General features: G+C 63.5%; 9 protein-coding genes. 8 read left to right on the top strand and 1 reads right to left on the bottom strand.

The window, feature by feature from the left end:
* Positions 1 to 107: 107 nt before the first annotated feature.
* Entirely contained in the window at positions 108 to 2,558 is a 2,451-nt protein-coding gene (locus ACIPIJ_RS18555) for a penicillin-binding protein 1A (RefSeq protein ID WP_401079846.1), read from the bottom strand.
* A gap of 180 nt (positions 2,559 to 2,738) precedes the next feature.
* On the opposite strand from ACIPIJ_RS18555, the gene pilM reads away from it, so the two are divergent.
* From pilM to gltB, 8 genes are all read left to right on the top strand, one after another.
* Positions 2,739 to 3,587 carry a type IV pilus biogenesis protein PilM gene (gene pilM, locus ACIPIJ_RS18560; RefSeq protein ID WP_401079307.1) on the top strand — a complete coding sequence of 283 codons (849 nt, stop codon included), beginning with the start codon at positions 2,739 to 2,741 and terminating at the stop codon, positions 3,585 to 3,587.
* The gene (locus ACIPIJ_RS18565) at positions 3,587 to 4,123 is read left to right on the top strand and encodes a PilN domain-containing protein (RefSeq protein ID WP_401079309.1); all 537 of its coding nucleotides are present in this window, start codon (positions 3,587 to 3,589) and stop codon (positions 4,121 to 4,123) included. The genes pilM and ACIPIJ_RS18565 overlap by 1 nt, the downstream gene beginning before the upstream one ends.
* Positions 4,120 to 5,136 (top strand): pilus assembly protein PilP, encoded by a 1,017-nt coding sequence (locus ACIPIJ_RS18570; RefSeq protein WP_401079311.1) that lies wholly within the window; start codon positions 4,120 to 4,122, stop codon positions 5,134 to 5,136. Before ACIPIJ_RS18565 ends, ACIPIJ_RS18570 begins: the two co-directional genes overlap by 4 nt.
* Complete coding sequence (locus ACIPIJ_RS18575; protein ID WP_401079313.1) at positions 5,060 to 6,328, top strand: type IV pilus secretin PilQ; 1,269 nt, start codon at positions 5,060 to 5,062, stop codon at positions 6,326 to 6,328. The genes ACIPIJ_RS18570 and ACIPIJ_RS18575 overlap by 77 nt, the downstream gene beginning before the upstream one ends.
* A gap of 4 nt (positions 6,329 to 6,332) precedes the next feature.
* Positions 6,333 to 6,851, top strand: a complete 519-nt coding sequence (gene aroK, locus ACIPIJ_RS18580; RefSeq protein ID WP_401079315.1) for a shikimate kinase AroK — start codon at positions 6,333 to 6,335, stop codon at positions 6,849 to 6,851.
* A 94-nt stretch (positions 6,852 to 6,945) separates the two neighbouring features.
* Positions 6,946 to 8,043, top strand: coding sequence for a 3-dehydroquinate synthase (aroB, locus tag ACIPIJ_RS18585; RefSeq protein WP_401079317.1), 1,098 nt, complete (start codon positions 6,946 to 6,948; stop codon positions 8,041 to 8,043).
* Between the two features lie 15 nt (positions 8,044 to 8,058).
* A complete protein-coding gene (locus ACIPIJ_RS18590) occupies positions 8,059 to 9,663 on the top strand; it encodes an SPOR domain-containing protein (protein ID WP_401079319.1) in 1,605 nt (534 codons plus the stop codon).
* Positions 9,664 to 10,037: 374 nt separating this feature from the next.
* Complete coding sequence (gene gltB / locus ACIPIJ_RS18595; protein WP_401079321.1) at positions 10,038 to 14,483, top strand: glutamate synthase large subunit; 4,446 nt, start codon at positions 10,038 to 10,040, stop codon at positions 14,481 to 14,483.
* The last annotated feature ends 9 nt before the right edge of the window (positions 14,484 to 14,492 follow it).

Below are 14,492 nucleotides of genomic sequence, written 5' to 3' on the forward strand. Positions count from 1 at the left end.
CCCCGGCTCGTATGAGTCGGGGCTTTTTGTTTGCCTTGATATTGGTGCTGTTAGGGCCGGCCATTTCGCGGGACAAGCCCGCGAAAAGGCCAGCGCCGATCCTGCGATCAGAACAGGTCCATCGGTGCCGCTTCATCCGCCGGCAGCGGGCTGCCTGGTGCAGCACCATTGCCCAGCTCATCCACCGACGGTGGCGAATCCTCGGCCTTGAACAGCTCGAAGTACGCATTCGGCGTGCTCGGCGAGGCCGCACGGCCGCTGACTGGGTCGACCCGCAGGCTGAGGATGCCTTCCGGTTCGGCAGGTGCGTGGTTGGGCTTGTCCTTCAGGGCCGCGCCCATGAAGCTCATCCAGATCGGCAGCGCCGCAGTGCCACCGTATTCGCGACGGCCCAGGGTCTCGGGCTGGTCGAAACCGACCCACACGGTGGTGACGTAATCGGCATTGTAGCCGGAGAACCAGGCGTCCTTGGACTCGTTGGTGGTACCGGTCTTGCCCGCCAGGTCAGTACGGCCCAGCGCCAGCGCCCGGCGCCCGGTACCGCGCTTGATCACGTCCTGCAGCATGCTGGTGAGGATGTAAGTGGTACGGCCGTCGATGATCTGTTCGGCGATGACCGGCGCCTGGGGGGCGGGCGCTATCTGGCCAAAGGCGGATGGTGCCTCGCCCGGCATTGCCGCTGTGCTGAAGGGCTGTTCCGGTGCGGCCAGGCCTGCAGGGGCTTCGGCGCCTTGCGGCACGCGAGCCGGGTTGGCGGTAAACAGCGTCTCGCCGTTGCGGCTCTCGATGCGGTCGATCAGGTACGGGTTGATCTTGTAGCCGCCGTTGGCGAAGGTGCTCCAGCCGGTGGCAATCTCCATCGGTGTCAGCGTCGCGGTGCCCAGCGCCAGCGACAGGTTGCGCGGCAGGTCCTGCTTGTTGAAGCCGAACTTGGCGATGTAGTCGATGGTGCGGCCTACGCCCATGGCCTGCAGCAGGCGGATCGATACCAGGTTGCGCGACTTGTACAACGCTTCACGCATGCGGATCGGGCCGAGGAAGGTGTTGGTGTCGTTCTTCGGTCGCCATTCCTTGTCCAGGTACTCGTCGACGAACACGATCGGTGCATCGTTGACCAGGCTGGAGGCGGTGTAACCGCTGTCCAGCGCCGCGCTATAGATGAACGGCTTGAAGCTCGAACCGGGCTGGCGTTTAGCCTGCATGGCGCGGTTGTAGTTGCTCTGCTCGAACGAGAAGCCGCCGACCAGTGCGCGAATTGCGCCGTTGTACGGGTCGAGGGTGACCAGCGCACTCTGTGCCCCCGGCACCTGGCTGAACTTGAGCTTGCCGTCGTCCAGGCGCTGCAGGCGCACCAGGTCGCCGACCTGGGCCACGTCTGCCGGCGATTGCGGCGCTCGGCCTTGGGAGTTGCTGTTGAGGAACGGGCGCGCCCACTTCATGGTGTCCCAGGCGACGGTTTCTTCCTTGCCGCCACGGGTCAGTACCGTCAGGCCGCCCTTGTCGACGTGGGTAACGATGGCCGGTTCCAGCCCGCCCAAGGTACGCTGCTTAGTCAGTTCCTGCAGCCAGGCAGCCTGGGTCTTGCCCGGGAAGCGTGACTCGGGGCCACGGTAGCCGTGGCGCTCGTCGTAGTCGGAGAGGCCATTGAGCACGGCCTTGTTGGCCATTTCCTGCATGTCGCTAGGCACTGTGGTGGTGACGCGGAAGCCTTCGGTGTAGGCCTCGCTGCCATAGCGGCCGACCATTTCGGCGCGGGCCATCTCGGCGATGTACGGCGCATTCACCTCAGGCGTCGGTACGTGGTAGCTGGCGTTGAGCGGCTCGGCCAGGGCGGCCTGGTAGCTCGCCTCGTCGATCTTGCCGAGCTTGTACATGCGGCCCAGGATCCAGTCGCGGCGCTCTTTCGCACGTACCGGGTTGGCCAGGGGGTTGAAGCGCGAGGGCGCCTTGGGCAAGCCGGCGATCATCGCCATCTGCGCCAGGCTCACGTCACGGATCGACTTGCCGTAGTACACCTGCGCGGCGGCGTCGATGCCGTAGGCGCGGTTGCCCAGGTAGATCTTGTTCACGTACAGCTCGAGGATCTCGTCCTTGGTCAGTTCGCGCTCGATCTGCAGGGCCAGCAGAATTTCGTTGGTCTTGCGCGAGAAGCTGCGCTCGCTGGTCAGGAAGAAGTTCTTCGCTACCTGCATGGTGATGGTGCTGCCGCCGGTCTGGATGTGACCGGTTTTCACCAGCTGGGTCGCGGCGCGCATCAGGCTGCTCGGGTCGACCCCATAGTGATTGAGGAAATTGTCGTCTTCGGCTGACAGAAGCGCCTGAATGAACTGTGGGGGAATTTCCGCGAAACGGATCGGCGAGCGGCGCATTTCGCCGAACTCGGCAATCAGCTTGCCGTCGCTGCTGTACACCCTCAGGGGGATCTGCAACTGGATGCTTCTGAGCGAATCGACCGACGGCAGGTTGGGGCTAAGATACAGAAACGCACCGCTCACACCGAGTACGAGCGCGCAGATGACTGCGACGAAAGACCACCAGAAGAACTTCAGCAGGCGTATCAAGGCTTTTGGGTGTCCAGGTTGAGGGGTGAATTGCGCACGGAGCCGGCGGACGAAAAAACGCTGGGCATTATAAGCATTTTTCGCCTCGCCGGGTGACCGGCCGGGCGGCCCGCTGCACCGCCTGGCCGTCTGGGCCTGGTGCGGGTGCGGGTTTACGGTTGCCACAAAGGAGCAGCGATGCTTGGACGTATGGGCAAGGATGCCGGTTCACTGTTGGGGGTAGAAATTGCCTCCGATTCCGTACGAATGGTGCAACTGCGGCGGCGCAAAGGGCGGTATGAGCCTATTGCCTGGGCGCTTGAAGCGTTCGAGCCGTTTGCCGCTGGCGACTGGTGGCAGGCCCCTGATCGGGTCGTGGCGGCGCTGCGCAGTGCTTATCGGCACAGTGGCAGCCGCCAGCGTCGGGCCGCAGTTGCGTTGCCGGCCTCGCAGGTTATCTGCAAGTTGTGCCAGTTGCCGGCAAATCAGCCTGAAACCGAGATGGAAGCGCAGCTATTGGCTGACGCGGACCGATTGTTCCCGTTTCCGTTGGAAGACCTGGTGATGGACTTCCAGTTATTGGGCGCTTCAAGCGTGCACGTCGGCATGCAGGACGTGATGGTGGCCGCCTGTAGACAGACGGTGCTACAGCCTCTTGAGGCGCTGTTCGACGAAGCCGGGTTGCAACTGGAAGTGGTGGAGGTCGACAGCATTGCCTTGCAGCGGCTGGTGCCACTACCGCGTACAGGCGGTTGTGCGCTGCTGCGGTTAGAGCCCGATAGCGCAACGCTGCATAGCTGGTCGCAGGAGGTGCTGCCCCAGCGCCGAGCGTTAGCTCTGGAGCGGTTGGGTGAGTCATTTGTCGATGGCTTGCAGCTGGATGATCTGGTTGTCACCGGCACCGCGATGCTCGAACAAGGCCGCCTTCAAGCGCTGAGTGAACGCTTGAATGTGCCGTGCCGGCTTTTGCCTTCGTTGGAAGGCCTTGAATGTCACGACAGCAGCATGGCGTTGGCGTGCGCCCTGGCATTGGGAGGGCTGCATTGATGTTGCGTATCAATCTTCTGCCCTGGCGCGAGCAGCAACGCCTGATGGCACTTCGTCGCTTGCGCTGGATGGTGGTCGGCGGTGTGTTTCTGGCGCTTTGCGTTGTGCTGCTCATGGACCAGCTGGCACGCCACCGGGCGCAGCAACAGGCTATGGCCAACGCCACTCAGCAGAGGGCAATTGGCGTGCTGGATGTTCAGTTGGAAGAGCTCGAGCGTGCCAGGGCAACGCTCGGGTCGGTACGCGCGCAGGCTGACATGCTGGCCGGATTGCACGCTGACCGAGGGCTTCTGATGGCGCTGTTCGCCGACCTGGAGCGGGCGCTGCCCGAGGGTCTTCAGGTGGTCGAGCTGAATCTCGAGGGGGCGCGGCTGCAGATTGTCGGGCTGGCCGTGTCTGGTGCAGTGGTGGCGCAGTTCATGCGGGACCTTGGGCGCTCCAGCGTGGTGCTCGACCTGGAGCTCAAGCGGGTGAAGAGCCTGTCGGCGGGTGATGAATTTCTCTTGCTGGCGCGCGTGTCGGCGTCCTGGTCGTGACCTTGCTTCATCGTTTGGATTGGCAGACGTTCATCGTGCGTTCGCGCCCCTTTCAATGTGTGTTGTCGTTAGGTGCAGCCTGCCTGGTGTTTGCGCTTGGCTGCCTGATCCGCCTGCCGGAATGGCGGCAGATGCATCAGGTGGAGCAGGCGAGGCACCGGGCATTGAGCGAGGAGCAGCAGGCCAAGGCCGCCCAGCTGCTGGCACACACGCTCACCCAGGAAACCCTGAGGCAGACCACGCAAGACCTGCAGGACAGTCGCTGGCGCCTTGCGGCGGGCGGTGACATCAGCGATCTGCTCGACCAGCTGACCGCCTCGGGGCATGCGTATGGGCTGCACTTCGAGCAACTGGACGTGCTGGATGAAGTGGCAAAGCCCGGTTTCCGCCAATCACCCCTGCAGGTACAGGTGGTTGGGCGGTATGCGGCGCTGCGTATGTGGTTGGATGACTGGCTTGGCCAAATCCGCCTGCTACGTGCCGGCGACTTGCAGATGGCCAGCGCTGAAGAGCGGCCTGGGCTGCTGCGTTTGCGCCTGAGGGTCAATGCTTTTCAAGCTGATGGGCCTGTACCGGAGCCGGGCTCGCTGGCCCTGATGCCTGCGCGAGACGAGGTGGTACCGCCGGCGCTCGACCCGTTTTCAGCTTGGTCGACGCGGGTTGTCCGGGAAGGGCTTGCCAAGGTGCCGCTGGCTCAGCTGGAAATGGTCGGGAGCTTGTCGCGGGGTATGGGGCACGAGGCCCTGGTGTTATCTGCCGGGCGGTTGTATCGCGTGCGGCTCGGTGACCCCTTGGGGCGTGACGAGGGCGTTGTGGTGCACATTGGCGAGCGGCAAGTGGAGGTGCGCGAACGGCTGTTCGTAGGCGGCACGTGGCGCGAGCGCATGACAATGCTGACGCTCAGGAAGGGCGTGGACAGAGGGGGCAAGGACGACGATGAAAAGCTTGATGACGTGGCTGATGGTGGCCGTGCTGCCGATGCCCTTGCTAGCGGCAACGCCCTATCGAGGTGAGCCGATTTCGCTGAACTTCCAGGATGTGGAAGTGCGCTCGGTGTTGCAGGTGCTGGCCGATTACGCCGGTATCAACCTGGTCGCCAGCGACACGGTAAAAGGCAACGTTACCCTGCGCCTGCAGGATGTCCCGTGGGACCAGGCCCTGGAGCTGGTACTGCGCAGCAAGGGCCTGGCCCGGCGTGAGGAAGGCAATGTGCTGCTGGTGGCCCCGGCGGACGAGCTGGCTGAGCAGTCCCTGGGTGCGCGTATCGGGCAGCAACTCGATGAGCAGTTGCTGCCGTTGCGCCGCGAGTTGCTGCCGATCCATCATGCCGAAGCGTCTGAGCTTGCCGAGTTGCTGCTGGCAACGCTAGCCGACGACGGCATCTTGACCGGCCGTGGCAGCTTGAGTGTCGATACCCGCACCAACACCCTGGTGGCGCATCAGCCTGAAGATCGGCTGGCCGAGTTGCGGCAACTCGTGGCCCAATTGGATGTGCCGGTGCGTCAGGTGGCGATCGAGGCGCGAATCGTCGAGGCCAACGTCGACTACGAGAAAAGCCTCGGCGTGCGCTGGGGGCAGCAGTTCTATGGCGAGGCGCCGCAATTGGGCAAGGATGTGTTCGTCGACCTGGGCGTGGAGCGGGGCGGTTCCAGCATTGGCCTGGGGTTGTTGCGCGGTGGCGTGCTGCTGGACCTGGAACTCAGCGCCATGGAAAAGACCGGTAATGGCGAAATTATCTCCCAGCCCAAGGTGGTCACCGCCGACAAGGAGACTGCGCGGATTCTCAAAGGCACCGAGGTGCCTTACCAGGAAACCACCCGAAGCGGCGCTACGTCGGTTGCATTCCGCGAGGCATCGCTGTCGCTGGAGGTTACCCCGCAGATCACCCCGGACGGCAAGGTCATCATGACGGTCAAGGTGACCAAGGACGAGCCTGACTTCGTCAACGCCTTGAACGATGTGCCGCCGATCCGCAAGAACGAGGTGAATGCCAAGGTGCGGGTGGCTGATGGGGAGACCATCGTCATTGGTGGTGTGTACTCGACCACGCAAAACAATGTGGTCGACAAGGTGCCATTTTTCGGCGATCTGCCGTATGTTGGGCGGCTGTTTCGACGCGATGCATTACAAGAGAAAAAATCCGAGCTGCTGGTCTTCCTGACTCCGCGTATCATGAGTGACCAGGCGATTGCTGTGAGTCGTTGATTCTGTGCGAAATTTGATACTTGTAGGGCCCATGGGCGCTGGTAAAAGCACCATCGGGCGCCTGTTGGCCAAAGAACTGCGCCTGCTGTTCAAAGATTCCGACAAGGAAATCGAACTGCGAACCGGCGCCAACATCCCGTGGATCTTCGATAAAGAAGGCGAACCGGGCTTTCGTGACCGTGAGGAGGCGATGATCGCCGAGCTCTGCGCGCTCGATGGCGTGGTCGTGGCAACCGGTGGCGGCGCGGTGATGCGCGCGGCCAACCGCCAGGCGTTGCACCAGGGTGGCCGGGTGATCTACCTGCATGCCTCGGTGGAGCAGCAGGTCGGGCGTACCGCGCGCGATCGCAACCGGCCGTTGCTGCGCACCGCCAATCCGGAGGCGACGTTGCGCAACCTGCTGGAGGCGCGCGACCCGCTCTATCGCGAGATCGCCGACCTGGTTGTGGAAACCGACGAACGGCCGCCACGTATGGTGGTGCTCGATATTCTCGAGCGCTTGCAGCAGTTGCCGCCCCGCTAAGCCGGGACTATTCTCGGCCAGCGCCGAGGCGAGGTTCAACGTTACCGCGTGGGTCGCTCAGCCGGCGCCGCGCCCAAGTACATTGTGGGGATACATGCAGACACTTAAGGTCGACCTGGGCGAGCGCAGCTACCCGATCTACATTGGCGAAGGCCTGCTTGACCAGCCAGCGCTGCTGGCGCCACATATTGCCGGCAGGCAGGTTGCCATTGTTTCCAACGAAACCGTCGCGCCTCTGTATCTCGAACGCCTGAGCAAGACCCTCGGTGCCTATTCGGTGTTGCCAGTGATCTTGCCTGACGGCGAGGCCTACAAGAACTGGGAAACCCTTCAGCTGATCTTCGACGGCCTGCTCACCGCCCGGCACGACCGCCGGACCACCGTGGTGGCCCTCGGCGGCGGCGTGATCGGTGACATGGCCGGCTTTGCCGCGGCCTGCTACCAGCGCGGTGTCGATTTCATCCAGGTGCCAACCACCCTGCTGTCCCAGGTCGACTCCTCGGTTGGCGGCAAGACCGGCATCAACCATCCGCTGGGCAAGAACATGGTCGGTGCCTTCTATCAGCCCAACGCAGTGCTGATCGATACTACCAGCCTCAAGACCCTGCCCGGGCGCGAGCTGTCGGCGGGCCTGGCCGAAGTGATCAAGTACGGCCTGATCTGCGACAAGCCTTTCCTCGGCTGGCTTGAAGACAATATCAAGGCCCTGCGTGCCCTGGAGCCCGCAGCCCTGACTGAAGCGATCCGTCGTTCCTGCGAGGCCAAGGCTGCCGTGGTTGGCGCCGATGAGCGTGAGTCTGGCGTGCGCGCCACGCTGAACCTGGGGCATACCTTCGGGCACGCCATCGAAACACACATGGGCTACGGTGTCTGGTTGCATGGCGAAGCCGTGGCAGCGGGCACGGTGATGGCCTTGGAGATGTCCATGCGCCTGGGCTGGATCGACCAGCCTGAGCGCGATCGCGGAATCCGCCTGCTGCAGGATGCAGGTTTGCCGGTGGTGCCACCACAGGAAATGACCCCGGCGCATTTCATGGAGCACATGGCGGTCGATAAAAAGGTGATTGATGGGCGCCTGCGCCTGGTGCTGCTGCGCCAGATGGGCGAAGCCGTGGTCACCGACGACTATCCGAAAGAGATTCTTCAGGCCACGTTGTCGGCGGATTACCGCGCGATCGTGGCCCAGCTTTGAGGTTGTGACAGCGCAATGACCAGTTTGCATGCCGATGAGGCGTTTCTCGACCACTACCAGTTGAGCCACGATCCGTTCGCGCCGCGTGTGCCCGGCTTCAAGTTTTTCCCTGCCCAGCGCAAGCCTGTACTAGGCCAGCTGCATCACTTGGCCCGCTATAGCCAGTTGATGCTGGTGGTCACGGGCCCGGTAGGCAGCGGCAAGACCCTGCTGCGCCAGGCCCTGGTGGCCAGCACCAACAAGCAGTCGGTGCAGAGCGTGGTGGTGTCGGCCCGCGGCGCCAGCGATGCCGCCAGCGTGCTGGGCCAGGTAGCCCAGGCACTGGAAGTGGCCCAGCCCGAGGTTCAGGCGATTCTGGCCAAGGTGGTGCAGCTTGCCCTGACCGGGCAGGAAGTCTACTTGCTGGTGGACGATGCGGAACAACTCGACGAGTCGGCACTCCAAGCGTTGCTGGAACTGGCGGCAGGTGTCCCGGAGGGGCGCCCGCACGTGTTCCTGTTCGGCGAGCCGTCGCTGATCGCCGGGTTGGATGAGATCCATGTCGAGGAAGAGCGTTTCCACGTCATCGAACTCGCCCCCTACAGCGAGGAAGAGACCCGCGAGTACCTGGAGCAGCGCCTGGAGGGCGCTGGCCGGGGCATCGAAGTGTTCACCCGTGAGCAGCTCGTCGATATCCATGAAAACTCCGACGGTTGGCCTGGCAACATCAACCAGGTCGCCCGCGATACCTTGATCGAAGCCATGATCGCCAGCCGTAGCACGGCAAAGCGACCATCCATGGGGTTCAAAATGCCTAAGAAACACGTGCTCGCGTTGTCCGCTGTGGTCGTGGTCGCCGTTGCTGCCGCGGTTCTCATGCCCAAGAAAGGCGACAAGGCGCCGACTGATTCGCCCGCTGCCCAGGCACAGTTGCCGCTGGGTGATGGCAAGTCGAACGACCCGGCCATCGAGTTCTCCGGCTCTTCGCAGCCAATGCCGCTGCCACTGGTTGGCCAGTCGCAGCCGGTGATGCGTGAGCCGCTGGCTGAGGCCGCAGGCATGGGCGACGGTGAGGAAGGCGGACCAGCGGGCAACACCGCGCTGCAACCTGCCAACCCGCCGACCGTCACTACCGTCGCGCCTCCGCAAGGTGTGGCTGCAGGCCCGGCCCCGAGCATGGCGCAGGCCACCACCAGCCCCGCACCGGCTCAACCGGTAGCGCCTGTTCAGAAGCCTGTTGCAACCCAGCCGGCCAAGCCGGTTGCGCCTGCCAAGCCGGCCCCGGCGCCGACCCAGGTGGCCACGGCCAAGCCCGCTGCCAAACCTGCTGAAAAACCTGCCGCTGGCGCAGGCAACGGTGGTTGGTACTCGGGCCAGAAGCCTGGCAATTATGTGGTGCAGATCCTTGGCACCAGCTCCGAAGCGTCGGCCCAGGCCTTCGTCAAGGCGCAGGGTGGCGACTATCGCTACTTCAAGAAAAACCTGCAGGGCAAGCCGCTGTACGTGATCACTTACGGCAGCTTTGCCAACCGCGACGCAGCGGTTGCGGCAATCAAGAACTTGCCAGCGAAGGTCCAGGCTGGTAAACCTTGGCCACGTACCGTCGCCAGCGTCCAACAAGAGCTGGCCACGGCTCGCTGATTACCTTCCGGGCGGCACCACCCCGCTGCCCAGTTGCTGAGCGAAAACTGACTTTCGTCTAGCCTGCTGCGCCCGAGCGCGGCAGGCTTTTCTGTCCCAGACTGCCGGCCACAAGCCCATCTTGCAGTCATGGCTGAAACGCTTCAGACTCGAGCCAAGCCGCTATCACGGCGCATGGCGCAAAAACATTCAAAATTGCGACATAAATTTTCAATGGTGAGACATGAAAATTTGTGGGCATCGCTGTCGCTGTGCAACAATGGTTTTCCATGGCCACCGCAAAAAAGCTGGCATTTGATCGGCGTGGATGGTAAGTGGTTGTTAAAAAAGAGATTTGCCTCCGGTTGAGAGGTAAACCTGGTGAGAAAGTGTCTATGAAAACAGGTCTGTACCATCCCGAAGAATTCAAGGACAACTGTGGTTTTGGCCTGATCGCCCATATGACGGGCGAACCGAGCCACCACCTTCTGCAAACCGCCATGCAGGCATTGACTTGCATGACCCACCGCGGCGGCATCAACGCCGATGGCAAGACCGGTGACGGTTGCGGTCTGCTCATGCAGAAGCCCGATCAATTCCTGCGTGCCGTGGCCCAGGAACACTTCGCCGTCGAGCTGCCCAAGCAGTACGCCGTCGGCATGGTGTTCTTCAATCAGGACCCGGTAAAAGCCGAAGCCGCCCGCGCCAACATGGACCGCGAAATCCTGGCCGCCGGCCTGACGCTGGTCGGCTGGCGCAAAGTGCCGATCGACACCAGCGTGCTCGGCCGCCTGGCCCTGGAGCGCCTGCCGCAGATCGAACAGGTGTTCATCGGCGGTGAAGGCCTGAGCGATCAGGAATTCGCCATCAAGCTGTTCAGTGCGCGTCGCCGTTCGTCCGTGGCCAACGCCCACGACGCCGACCACTACATCTGCAGCTTCTCGCACAAGACCATCATCTACAAAGGCCTGATGATGCCGCGCGATCTCGCGGCCTTCTACCCAGACCTGGACGACGAGCGCCTGCAAACCGCGATCTGCGTGTTCCACCAGCGCTTCTCCACCAACACCCTGCCGAAATGGCCGCTGGCACAGCCGTTCCGCTTCCTCGCCCACAACGGCGAGATCAACACCATCACCGGCAACCGCAACTGGGCCATGGCCCGTCGCACCAAGTTCGCCAACGACCAGATCCCCGACCTCGAAGAGCTCGGCCCGCTGGTCAACCGCGTCGGTTCCGACTCGTCGAGCATGGACAACATGCTGGAGCTGATGGTTACCGGCGGCATCGACCTGTTCCGCGGCGTACGCATGCTGGTACCGCCAGCCTGGCAGAACGTCGAGACCATGGACGCCGACCTGCGCGCCTTCTACGAATACAACTCCATGCACATGGAGCCGTGGGACGGCCCGGCCGGTATCGTCATGACCGAAGGCCGCCACGCGGTCTGCCTGCTCGACCGTAACGGCCTGCGCCCGGCGCGTTGGGTGACCACCAGCAATGGCTACATCACCATCGCGTCGGAAATCGGCGTGTGGGGCTACAAGCCTGAAGAAGTCGTTGCCAAGGGCCGTGTCGGCCCGGGTCAGATCTTTGCCGTCGACACCGAGACCGGCCAGATCCTCGACACCGATGCCATCGACAACCGCCTGAAGTCTCGCCACCCGTACAAGCGCTGGTTGCGTCAGCACGCCACGCGTATTCAGGCGACCCTGACCGATGACCAGGGCGCGGCCAGCTACGACGCTGACCAGCTCAAGCAATACATGAAGATGTTCCAGGTCACCTTCGAAGAGCGTGACCAGGTGCTGCGCCCGCTCGGCGAGCAGGGCCAGGAAGCGGTCGGCTCGATGGGTGACGACACGCCGATGGCCGTGCTGTCGCAGCGCGTGCGCTCGCCGTTCGACTTCTTCCGCCAGCAGTTCGCGCAGGTGACCAACCCGCCGATCGACCCGCTGCGCGAAGCGATCGTCATGTCCCTGGAAATCTGCCTGGGCGCCGAGCGCAATATCTTCCAGGAGTCCCCGGAGCATGCTTCGCGGGTCATCCTCAGCTCGCCCGTCATCTCGCCCGCCAAGTGGCGTTCGCTGATGAACCTGGAACGCGAAGGCTTCGAGCGTCAGCTGATCGACCTCAACTACGAGCAGGGCGTCGGCCTGGAAGCGGCCATCCGCAACATCGCCGACCAGGCCGAAGAAGCGGTGCGCAGCGGCAAGACCCAGCTGGTGCTGAGCGACCGTTATATCGCCCCTGGCAAACTGCCGGTGCACGCCTCGCTGGCCGTTGGCGCAGTCCACCACCGCCTGACCGAGCAAGGCCTGCGTTGCGACAGCAACATCCTGGTCGAAACCGCGACCGCCCGTGACCCGCACCACTTTGCCGTGCTGCTGGGCTTCGGCGCCTCGGCCGTTTACCCGTACCTGGCCTATGAAGTGCTGGCCGACCTGATCCGCACCGGCGAAGTGCTGGGCGACCTGGACGAAGTGTTCAAGTACTACCGCAAGGGCATCTCCAAGGGCCTGCTGAAAATCCTGTCGAAGATGGGCATCTCGACCATCACCTCGTACCGTGGCGCGCAGCTGTTCGAAGCCATCGGCCTGTCCGAGGAAGTGGTTGGCCTGAGCTTCAAGGGGGTTTCCAGCCGCATCAAGGGTGCGCGGTTCGAAGACTTGGAAAGCGACCAGAAGCTGCTTGCCGCCGAGGCCTGGAGCGCGCGCAAGCCGATCCAGCAAGGTGGCCTGCTGAAATTCGTCCACGGTGGCGAATACCACGCCTACAACCCGGACGTGGTCAACACCCTGCAGGCTGCCGTGCAGCAGGGCGACTACGCCAAGTTCAAGGAATACACCATGCTGGTCGACCAGCGCCCGGTGTCGATGATCCGCGACCTGCTGAAAGTGAAGGTGGCCGACGAGGCCCTGCCGCTGGAGCAGATCGAGCCGCTGGAGGCCATCCTCAAGCGCTTCGACTCCGCCGGCATCTCGCTGGGCGCGCTGTCGCCAGAAGCTCACGAAGCCCTGGCCGAGGCGATGAACCGCCTGGGTGCGCGCTCCAACTCCGGTGAGGGCGGTGAAGACCCGTCGCGCTACGGCACCATCCGCAGCTCGAAGATCAAGCAGGTGGCCACCGGCCGTTTCGGTGTGACCCCGGAATACCTGGTCAACGCCGAAGTGCTGCAGATCAAGGTCGCCCAGGGCGCCAAGCCCGGTGAAGGCGGCCAGCTGCCAGGTGGCAAGGTCAACGGCCTCATCGCCAAGCTGCGCTATGCGGTTCCGGGCGTGACCCTGATCTCGCCACCGCCGCACCACGATATCTACTCGATCGAAGACCTGGCCCAGTTGATCTATGACCTCAAGCAGGTCAACCCGCAGGCCCTGGTATCGGTCAAGCTGGTGGCGGAAGCCGGCGTCGGCACCATCGCCGCTGGCGTGGCCAAGGCCTATGCCGACCTGATCACCATCTCCGGTTACGACGGTGGCACCGGCGCTTCGCCGCTGACCTCGATCAAGTACGCCGGCGCCCCGTGGGAACTGGGCCTGGCCGAAACCCATCAGACCCTGCGCGGCAACGACCTGCGCGGCAAGGTGCGGGTACAGACCGACGGCGGCCTGAAAACCGGCCTGGACGTGATCAAGGCGGCCATCCTGGGCGCCGAGAGCTTCGGCTTCGGTACCGCACCGATGATTGCCCTGGGCTGCAAGTACCTGCGCATCTGCCACCTGAACAACTGCGCCACCGGCGTGGCTACCCAGAACGACAAGCTGCGCAAGGACCACTACATCGGCACCGTCGACATGGTGATCAACTTCTTCACCTTCGTCGCCGAAGAAACGCGTGAGTGGCTGGCCAAGCTGGGCGTGCGCAGCCTGGGTGAGCTGATCGGCCGTACCGACCTGCTCGACGTGCTGCCGGGTGACACCGAGCGCCAACAGTATCTGGACCTGTCGCCGCTGCTGGGCAGCTCGCACATCCCGGCGGATAAGCCGCAGTTCTGTGAAGTCGACAAGAACCCGCCGTTCGACAAGGGCGAGCTGGCCGAGAAGATGGTCGAAATGGCCCTGCCGGCCATCCGCGACCAGGCGGGTGGCGAGTTCGCGCTGGACATCTGCAACTGCGACCGTTCCATCGGTGCGCGCATCTCCGGCGAAATCGCCAAGCTGCACGGTAACCAGGGCATGGCCGCGGCGCCGATCACCTTCCGCTTCAAGGGCACTGCGGGCCAGAGCTTCGGCGTGTGGAACGCCGGTGGCCTGAACCTGTACCTCGAAGGTGACGCCAACGACTACGTCGGCAAGGGCATGACCGGTGGCAAGGTGACCATCGTGCCACCGGCCGGCAGCCCGTTCGAAACCCAGCACAGCGCCATCGTCGGCAACACCTGCCTGTACGGCGCCACCGGCGGCAAGCTGTTCGCCGCCGGCACCGCAGGCGAGCGCTTCGCTGTGCGTAACTCCGGCGCCCACGCTGTTGTCGAGGGTACTGGCGATCACTGCTGTGAATACATGACCGGTGGCTTTGTCTGCGTCCTGGGCAAGACCGGTTACAACTTCGGTTCTGGCATGACTGGCGGCTTCGCCTATGTGCTCGACATGGACAACAGCTTCGTCGACAAGCTCAACCACGAACTGGTGGAAATCCAGCGGATCAGTGGTGAAGCGATGGAAGCCTACCGCAGCCACCTGGCGCGGGTCCTTGGCGAATACGTGGAAGAAACCGGCAGCGCGTGGGGGCGTGAGCTCTCCGAGAACCTGGACGACTACGTGCGGCGCTTCTGGCTGGTCAAGCCGAAGGCGGCCAACCTCAAGCAACTGCTGTCCAGCACCCGTGCCAACCCGCAGTAAAACAGCTGC

Origin of the sequence: Pseudomonas sp. NPDC087185, assembly GCF_044744955.1 — a bacterium.
Classification (GTDB): Bacteria; Pseudomonadota; Gammaproteobacteria; order Pseudomonadales; family Pseudomonadaceae; genus Aquipseudomonas.

Excerpts from the sequence above, each read along its gene's own strand:
- ACIPIJ_RS18565 (WP_401079309.1), top strand. The coding sequence starts at position 3,587 with ATGTTGCGTATCAATCTTCTGCCCTGGCGCGAGCAGCAACGCCTGATG.
- pilM (WP_401079307.1), top strand. The coding sequence starts at position 2,739 with ATGCTTGGACGTATGGGCAAGGATGCCGGTTCACTGTTGGGGGTAGAA.
- ACIPIJ_RS18575 (WP_401079313.1), top strand. The coding sequence starts at position 5,060 with ATGAAAAGCTTGATGACGTGGCTGATGGTGGCCGTGCTGCCGATGCCC.
- ACIPIJ_RS18590 (WP_401079319.1), top strand. The coding sequence starts at position 8,059 with ATGACCAGTTTGCATGCCGATGAGGCGTTTCTCGACCACTACCAGTTG.
- aroB (WP_401079317.1), top strand. The coding sequence starts at position 6,946 with ATGCAGACACTTAAGGTCGACCTGGGCGAGCGCAGCTACCCGATCTAC.
- gltB (WP_401079321.1), top strand. The coding sequence starts at position 10,038 with ATGAAAACAGGTCTGTACCATCCCGAAGAATTCAAGGACAACTGTGGT.